The organism is Natronomonas sp. (genome assembly GCF_046710025.1).
Classification (GTDB): Archaea; Halobacteriota; Halobacteria; order Halobacteriales; family Haloarculaceae; genus Natronomonas.
The window spans coordinates 1-6,887 of sequence record NZ_JBKEGK010000136.1 but is presented as its reverse complement, the minus strand read 5'-3'; the positions used below and the strand labels follow the sequence as shown (position 1 = coordinate 6,887).

Below are 6,887 nucleotides of genomic sequence, written 5' to 3'. Positions count from 1 at the left end.
TGATTCAAGAACAAGTCAAAAGGGTGCGAAGGCCCGATACGCACGGTTATGCCAGCTGTAAGCGCAGTTCAAACGGGGGCGGTTTCTCTCTCACCCGGTCGCAGCGATGAGATGATTCCGGGAGGTCCCGATGAGCGCCCAGAACAAAAACCACAATAAAAAGAACATAGAGACGAGCGACGTGGTAAAGAGAGCGCCGGGTGGATGCATCATATCTGCTAACACCGGTAACATAAAAGAGATGACGCCGAGTGTAACGATTCCCCCTCCGAGACACTCCGCCCACCGCCAAAGGGTGCTGCTGCTTGAGTCAGTGTCGTATTCGTTTCGGTGATCCCGTCCCGCCCCCGTTTTGCTTGGTGTGCTCATGCATACCACTATTGAGAAGCTAAACGATAGATGATTATAAATATGTCGCTCGCATTGCGGTCATCTCCGGAGTATTTCACCGAGATTCAATTAATGTGGATTCGAGAAACCGACATTACCCGGCCAGCGCGATGTCCAGATACAGCATGATGACGACGCCGGCCATGAGCCCAAGCGTCGCCACACGTTCGTACCCGCTTCGGTGCGTCTCGGGGATGATCTCGTCGGAAATCACGAACAGCATCGCTCCCGCCGCGAACCCCATCGCGTACGGCAGCAGCGGCTCGATCGTCGCCACGGCGACGGCTCCGAGCACCGCCAGCGGGATTTCAACGACCCCCGCCCGGATCCCGGCGACGGCGGCGTACAGCCGACGGTCGAGACCGGCGTTTATCGCCGCCACGGACACGGCCAGCCCTTCCGGGATGTTCTGGAGGCCGATGGCGATCATCAACGACAGCGCGCCCCCGAGCCGCGCCGGATCGCCCGCCGCCGCCCCGAACCCGACGCCGACCGCCAGTCCCTCGGGCATGTTGTGCAGCGTAATCGCCAAGATGAATAGGACCACACCGGCCAGGCGCTCGTCGGTGGCGGGAATCGTCCCCTCCGGCGTCGCCGCGTCGGTTCGGCGCTCACCTGTGAGGAGGTAGTGCGCGTGCGGCACGAGCACGTCGGCCCGATCGAGGAACAACGCGCCCAACGCGACGCCGAACAGCGTCGGAATCGGGTTTCCTCCGGAGTACTGTTCGATACCGGGGATGATGAGGCTGGTGAAGGCCGCGGCCAGCATGACGCCGGCCGCGAACCCGAGCATGCCGTCGAGGGCCCGCTCGGAGGGGTTCCGCCAGACGAGGACGAGAGACGCGCCGAGGAGGTTCATACTCGCGATAATCAACCCCCCGGCGAGGGCCTGCATCACCGGCGAGGTCCCGATGAGTCGGACGAACGACTCGGAGAAATCGAGTATCATTAGCTACCCCTGACGAGCACGGCCGGTATAAACTGAGGGCTACTCCACGCCTTCGCTCGCCTCGTCGCGGATCTCACGCGCGGTTTCGAGTTTCTCGCGGATCGGCCCGAGCAGGGACGACTCGATGGGATCGACGCTTGCCGGCGGGTCGGCCGACTCGATCGCCGACTCGGAGGCCTCCAGTTCATCGGACGCGATAGTGGCGAGGCTGAACGCCCGCTCGTCGTCATTTCCGAGTTCGCCGTTGGCCTCATCAACGTCCGAGAACGACGAGGGAACGGTCTCGAGGGCGTCGTGGTACGTTTCAAGCGCCGCCGATCCGTCCTCCAGACGGTCGAGCAGGTCGCCGTGTCCCTCGGTTTCAAGCGCCGTTCGCTCGGCCTCTGTTGCCGACTCGATCGGTTCCATAGCCGTTCGCGCCGCCTCGATCGTCTCGGCGGTCTCGGTTCGGCGCTCGCCCAACTCCTCGTGGTCGGACTCGGCGAGGCGGTAGGCCTGCTGGTCGGCCAGGTCAACGACGGACTCGGCCGTTTCATACCCCTGAGCGAGCTTCTGGTGGGCGTCGATCGCCTCGCGTAAGGTGTCGATCTCCGCCCCGAGCAACTCGGTGAGCCGCCGGAACCGCTGGTCGTCGATCCCCTGTCGGTCGGCCCGCGAGGTCGCCCCGGAGAGACGGTCGTTGGCGGTCGATAGCTCGCGGCTGGCATCGATGCTTGGTTCGGCCGGCAGTGATACCGACGTGAGCGGCGTCTCGGCGTCAGGGTCACCCTCGGCGGACTCCAGATATATCTCCACGGCCGCGTTGATCCGGTCCCTGGCCGCGGCCAGCGACTCCTGGATCAGTTCCGGGAGTTCCGATTCGCGCTCCCGTAGATCCGGCTCGTCCGTTGGGGTCTCCTCGTCCGCCGGCGTTTCGGTCTCGGTCGGCGTCTCCGTCTCGGTCGGCGTCTCCGTCTCGGTCGGTGTCGGCTGTTCGGTCGGCTGTTCGGTCGGCTCAACCGTCTCGCCGTTCCTGCCCGGTTCGGAGTCAGTGTCTAACACGTCGCTACAGCCCGCGAGCGCCGCGGATCCGAGGAGGGCACAGACGTGTCGGCGAGTGGGGACCATATCTGTGCGTACAGGCGGGAATATAAAAAATCCGACGGGCATTTGTGGCTGTGATCCGGAGGGGCTGTCGTTCCGCTCCCCTCGGTTGCCAGCGAGGCGCTTGTCGTTCAGAGTTGCGTGATCGATGATGAGCAGGCACAGGCGGTGATCGACGCGTCCGTCGCGGATCGTGGCGGCCTCGACATCATCGTGAACAGCGCGGGTGTCATGCTACTCGAAACCGTCGCCGACGCCGACACCGACAACCTGCGGCGGATGGTCGAGGGTAACCTCGTCGCGGTCATGAACGCGACCACTCCCGGCCTCCCGATCATGCGAGAGCAGGGTCGCGGCCACGTCGTCACCGTTCCCTCCGTCGCTGGCCGGCAGACGAGCGCGAGCGGCAACAACGCCACAAAATTCGGCGTCAACGGGTCACCGCCCTTGGCCCGCTCACCGGGGATGATATCTCGGCGAGCGTTCGGTCTGCGGTGACACAACCGCCCCACGTAAGAGCAATGAACTGCTTGTCCGTCCAGCCCAACGGGTGACGTAGACGTGGGAATGCGGATTCGGCGATGAACCGCGGGGAGGGTGATTTAAGTCGTCGCCTGGGTTACGAAAGGTATGTCCACCGATGGCGACGACGACGGCGAATTCGAGGGCTTTGGCGGACGTCACGTGCCCGAACCGCTGGAGGCTCCGCTTGCGGAACTGGCCGAAACGTTCGACGCAGAGATCGAATCCGAGGAGTTCACCGCGGAGTTCGAACGGCTGCTTGAGCACTTCGGCGGCCGGCCGACACCGGTGTTCCACGCCGAGACGCTGAGCGAGCGCTACGACGCGAACATCTATCTCAAGCACGAGGACCTGCTGCACGGTGGCGCACACAAACTCAACAACACGCTCGGGCAGGGACTGCTTGCGAAGCGCGCCGGCATGAAGCGGCTGATCGCCGAGACCGGCGCGGGCCAGCACGGCACCGCGACCGCGATGGTCGGCGCGCTGCTCAATCTGCCCGTGACGGTGTACATGGGAACAAACGATATCGAGCGCCAGGAAATGAACGTCTTCCGGATGCGGCTCATGGGCGCGGAGGTCGAACCGGTGACACGCGGTAACGCCGGGCTGGCGGAAGCTGTCGACGCCGCCTTGGAGGACTACGCCGAACATTTCGAGGACACGCATTACCTCGTCGGAAGCGCCGTTGGGCCCGACCCCTTCCCGCGGATGGTCAGAGAGTTCCAGTCTGTCATCGGGCGGGAGGCCCGAGAACAGATCCTCGAACTGCACGGCGACCTCCCCGATGCCTGCGTCGCCTGCGTCGGCGGCGGCTCGAACGCTATCGGGCTGTTCAGCGGCTTTGTCGACGACGAGGATGTCGCCCTCTACGGGGCCGAACCGGCCGGCAAGGGGCTTAATTCGGGCGAGCACTCCGCGCCGCTGTCGACGACCGAACAAGAAGAGCCGAGGATCTTCCAGGGGATGAAGACGAAGGTCATCGACGACGAGACGACCAACCACTCCGTGAGCGCCGGCCTCGATTACCCCGCCGTCGGCCCCGAACACGCCGCCCTCCAGTCACTCGGGCGGGCGGAGTATCACGGCGTCACCGACGAGGAGGCGCTCGCGGCCTTCCGTGAGTTGAGCGAGGCCGAGGGGATCATCCCCGCCTTGGAGCCGAGCCACGCTATCGCCTTGGCAATTAAACTCGCCGAGGCGGATCGCCACGACACGATTCTCATCAATCTCTGCGGTCGTGGCGACAAGGACATGGCCACCGCCGCCGAGAAGTTTGACCTGCACTAACTGGACTCATAGAGCAGCACGCTACTATCTGGTCGGCTCCATAGTGTGAGGTCTTCGGGTGCGCCGGCGCTCCGATTAACCGAGGTCAAGGCGAGTGCACCGGTGTCGTACGGAACTCAAAGAGTTCCGTGATGACGAGATGCTTCGCGTCCTGAATCACGTGACCCCGAGGCGACTCACGTACCGGATACCCGCCGGTCAGCTTACAGACCCGACCGATCAATCACCGGAGAGAATCGGGACGAAGCCCTGCCCGTGCCTCGGCGACGGAGGTGCCGACGCGTGCGGCCCGATACCCCACGACACCATCGACGCCACACTCGTCGAACAGTACCGGGAAGAACGGCCAGTTCGCGACTAGCCGGTCGCCGTCAACCTCGGCGAACACCGTCCCGACGTCAACCCGCTCAAAGTTCGGAGTCGCCACGGCTGTCGTGTCTCCCCCTGGGACGGCATCCGACACCACATAGAACGCGGTCGGTGACTCGCCGCTGTCGTCGGTCTCGAAAACCGTTCGGAGAAACGCCGCAGGGTCGACGGCACCGATTTCGACCCAGACCAGACCTGCCTCGATGAGTTCGCCGTGGCTTTCGGAGCCGAAGGCGGTCTCCGGCCTGACATCGTGAACGTCGACGCCGTTCTCGACCGGCAACGAGGCGACGAGATCGAACGCCTCCGGGTGCGACCGATCGAAGAACGCGACGGGGTCCGGGGGTGCGTGGGTATCGGACACAGCGATGCCGGGGAGGCCGCCGAGTTCCTCGGTGATCAGACCCGGGTCGGTGTTGTCGTCCACGAGCAGAACCAGGACGGCGGGTGCGTTTTTGTCGGCCTCAATCGCTCCCTCAAGACTGTCGACCGCGCCCCGGAAGCGGTCGTCGTCCGGCACTACCACGGCGTACTCAATGGGACGGGTCCCGCATGTTCGCACGGTCGGCTCGGCGTCCGACGTTTCCATACTCGTTGTTGGACGGCAACCGGTTTGAGCGTTCGGGACCCGACGCGGCACGGTCAAGGGGGTGGGCGCGGTAAGGGCGGTATGGTACAGTCGGTGACCGACGGCGTTGTGCTGTTGGAGGTGGCCTGGCCCGAACCCATCGGAGCAAACGCCTATCTCGTCGACGACGGCGAGGTGACACTCATCGACGCGGGACCGCCCCTGCCGCGCCGCTCGCTCGACGGCGAGATCCGGGCCGCTGGATACGCTCTCGGCGATATCGATCGCGTGCTGTTGACGCACTACGATATCGACCACGTCGGCGGCTTGGCACGGGTCGACCTCTGCGTTCCCATCTACATCGGCGCCCTTGATCGTCGCCTCGTCCGCCGGTCGTGGTCGCCGCCGTGGACCCATCATAAAGGCGCCTTCCACCGTCTCGTCCGTCGAGTGTACTCGCTCTCCGGGGCCGACCTCCGGGGCGTCACCGACGGCGACCGGATCGGGGGCTTTCTCGCGTTTCACACGCCCGGACACAACCCCGGTCACACGGTGTATCTCCACGCCGACTCGGAGGCGGCGATGCTCGGCGACCTCGTTTGGAACACCGCCGAGGGGTTCGTCGTGCCGCCGTGGGTCGACTCCTACGACCCTGGCCGGATCGTAGACAGCGTCGCCCGGATCGCCGAACAGCGGTTCGAAGCGGCCTGTGTGGGGCACGGACCGCCACTCGCCGGCGGCGGACGAGAGGCCCTCCAAACGCTCGCATCCGTGCTCGCCGCCGAACCGTGACGTTCAACCGACAGGCCAGCGGACCTATTGGTATGCACCCACGTGCCGAGGAGTTTGAGCGGCGAGCGCGCGCCGAGCACGGCGTCGAGATCGACGTTCGCGAGTTTCCCGAAGGGACGAAAACCGCCGAGGACGCGGCCGAAGCGGTTGAGTGCTCCGTTGGGGCGATTGCCAGCGGCATCGTCCTTTCGGCCGACGGTGACCTGATCGTCTCCGTCACCAGCGGGGCAAACCGGGTAGACACGGCAACGGTCGGCGAACTGGTCGGCGTAGATGGGTCCGCGGTGTCGATGGCCGACGCCGAAGATATCAAATCGACTCTGGGGTGGTCGATCGGCGGCGTGCCGCCGTTCTGTCATGAGGCCGATGTCCCGGTGTTTCTTGACGAGACGCTGACCGATTTTGACCGGGTGTGGGCTGCCGCCGGCACCCCGGAGGCCGTCTTCCCGATCGATCCCGACACGATCGTGACGGTCGCCGACGCGAAGATCGCCGACATCCGGGAGTGAGTTCGGGATCGAACCACCGACAGACCCCGTTGGGATACTACAATTGATTTCCTCAGTAACAACCCTTGATATACGCCCCCTCCTCGAATAATAATATTATTATATCTCCACTTCATTTTCATAAGTACAATGAACACGACGCGACGGCAGCTGCTCGCGGTGACAGCCGGAGTAGGTGGTACCGGACTGCTCGCCGGCTGCATCGACGACAACGCGAGCGCCGACAACGAGCCGATGGGGTCGGCCGAAGAGGGGGTGCCGACGGTGCAGGCGTCGTTCTTCGTCTTTGGGGACATCGCCGAACAGGTCGGCGGCGACGCCGCCACGGCGGAACTGTTGGTTCCGACCGGACAACACGGGCACGGGTGGGAGCCCGGGCCGAACGTGCGCGAGGCGATCTACGACGCCGATCTCT

At 64.6% G+C, this 6,887-nt stretch carries 7 protein-coding genes and 1 pseudogene; 5 read left to right on the top strand and 3 right to left on the bottom strand.

The features are described from left to right. Window positions 1-484: 484 nt before the first annotated feature. Both ACI944_RS09805 and ACI944_RS09800 read right to left on the bottom strand, forming a co-directional pair. Window positions 485-1,339: a ZIP family metal transporter gene (locus tag ACI944_RS09805; protein ID WP_411718860.1), complete on the bottom strand. Its 855-nt coding sequence runs from the start codon at window positions 1,337-1,339 to the stop codon at window positions 485-487. A 39-nt stretch (window positions 1,340-1,378) separates the two neighbouring features. Then, the gene (locus ACI944_RS09800) at window positions 1,379-2,446 is read right to left on the bottom strand and encodes a hypothetical protein (protein ID WP_411718858.1); all 1,068 of its coding nucleotides are present in this window, start codon (window positions 2,444-2,446) and stop codon (window positions 1,379-1,381) included. A gap of 102 nt (window positions 2,447-2,548) precedes the next feature. Between ACI944_RS09800 and ACI944_RS09795 the strand changes: the two are divergent. Both ACI944_RS09795 and trpB read left to right on the top strand, forming a co-directional pair. Then, window positions 2,549-2,920 (top strand): annotated as a pseudogene (locus ACI944_RS09795) (SDR family oxidoreductase); the annotation flags it as partial. Between the two features lie 132 nt (window positions 2,921-3,052). Further along, complete coding sequence (trpB, locus tag ACI944_RS09790) at window positions 3,053-4,234, top strand: tryptophan synthase subunit beta (RefSeq protein ID WP_411718857.1); 1,182 nt, start codon at window positions 3,053-3,055, stop codon at window positions 4,232-4,234. Between the two features lie 223 nt (window positions 4,235-4,457). On the opposite strand, the gene ACI944_RS09785 is transcribed toward trpB, so the two are convergent. Beyond that, on the bottom strand, window positions 4,458-5,192 hold the full coding sequence (locus tag ACI944_RS09785) for a hypothetical protein (protein ID WP_411718856.1): 735 nt from the start codon (window positions 5,190-5,192) through the stop codon (window positions 4,458-4,460). 81 nt (window positions 5,193-5,273) lie between these two features. On the opposite strand from ACI944_RS09785, the gene ACI944_RS09780 reads away from it, so the two are divergent. The 3 genes from ACI944_RS09780 to ACI944_RS09770 all read left to right on the top strand — a co-directional run. Then, the gene (locus ACI944_RS09780; RefSeq protein WP_411718855.1) at window positions 5,274-5,963 is read left to right on the top strand and encodes an MBL fold metallo-hydrolase; all 690 of its coding nucleotides are present in this window, start codon (window positions 5,274-5,276) and stop codon (window positions 5,961-5,963) included. A gap of 32 nt (window positions 5,964-5,995) precedes the next feature. Then, window positions 5,996-6,472, top strand: a complete 477-nt coding sequence (locus tag ACI944_RS09775) for a YbaK/EbsC family protein (protein WP_411718854.1) — start codon at window positions 5,996-5,998, stop codon at window positions 6,470-6,472. 129 nt (window positions 6,473-6,601) lie between these two features. Next, window positions 6,602-6,887 (top strand): metal ABC transporter solute-binding protein, Zn/Mn family (locus tag ACI944_RS09770; RefSeq protein ID WP_411718853.1); only part of this gene is annotated, 286 nt, incomplete at its 3' end.